This is a genomic window from Burkholderia sp. (assembly GCF_018375725.1).
In the GTDB taxonomy this organism is placed as follows: Bacteria; Pseudomonadota; Gammaproteobacteria; order Burkholderiales; family Burkholderiaceae; genus Burkholderia.
In genome coordinates, this window is the sequence record NZ_JAHACR010000557.1 from 1 (window position 1) to 1004 (window position 1004).

At 65.4% G+C, this 1004-nt stretch carries 1 protein-coding gene; it reads left to right on the forward strand.

The features are described from left to right. Positions 1-337: 337 nt before the first annotated feature. Positions 338-1004, forward strand: a 667-nt coding sequence (locus KH616_RS25375; RefSeq protein ID WP_292255358.1) for a KUP/HAK/KT family potassium transporter, incomplete at its 3' end; no start/stop codon positions are given.

Sequence of the window (1004 nt, forward strand, 5' to 3'; positions counted from 1 at the left end):
ATGGCCTGAATGGCGGCTAGGTCGTCGTCGGTTGCGTCGCGGACGACGCAGGTGCTGGGTTCGGCGGGTGCGGACATGGCGGCGGGGCGAGTGGGTGAAGGCTCTACTATGCGGGCGATCGGCGTGCCGGGTAAAGCGGGCCGGCCGATGCCGCAGCGAGCCGTTCGCGGCCTGACACGCGTCCGGGACGCAGCCTGCGTCGCATGAGCGTGACGTGCGGCGGAGCGCGAGCCGGTTCCGCACGACAGGCGCACCGCCCCGCGTGTCGATTTTCGATAAATGTAAGCCGACCCTGAGTATCCTGTGCGTTCTGGCTTATTTCAGGTTGAAAGAAAACATGTCGAATCAGGGGAAAACGCCGCTATTTCTGGCGAGCGGAGTCGTCGCGCTGGGTGTCGTGTTCGGCGACATCGGCACCAGCCCGCTATATACGTTCAAGACGGTACTCGACCTGACGGGCGGCCCGCGCCCGGAGAGCATTTTCGGCGTGGTGTCGTTGCTGGTATGGACGCTGATCGTCGTCACGACAGTCAAGTACGCAGGTTTTGCGATGCGGATCGACAACGACGGCGAGGGCGGGATCCTCGCGCTGATGGCGCTGCTCGGCGTCAAGCGGCAGAAGCGTCCGCTGATCGTCGCGGTCGGTTTGTTCGGCGCCGCGCTGATCTACGGCGATGGCGCGATCACGCCGGCGATTTCCGTGCTGTCGGCGCTCGAAGGCCTGACCATCGTCGAGCCGACGCTGGAGCCGTACGTGCTGCCGCTCGCGGTGCTGATCCTGTTGATGCTGTTCGCGATCCAGCCGCTCGGCACGGCGAAGATCGGCCGCGCATTCGGCCCGATCATGGCGGTGTGGTTCGTCACGATGGCCGCGCTGGGCATCTCCGGCATCGTGCGCCATCCGGCGATCCTGGAGGCGCTCAATCCCATGTACGGCCTGACTTATATGCTCCACAGCGGCGGCACCGGGTTCCTCGTGCTCGGCGGCGTGTTCCTCTGCGTCA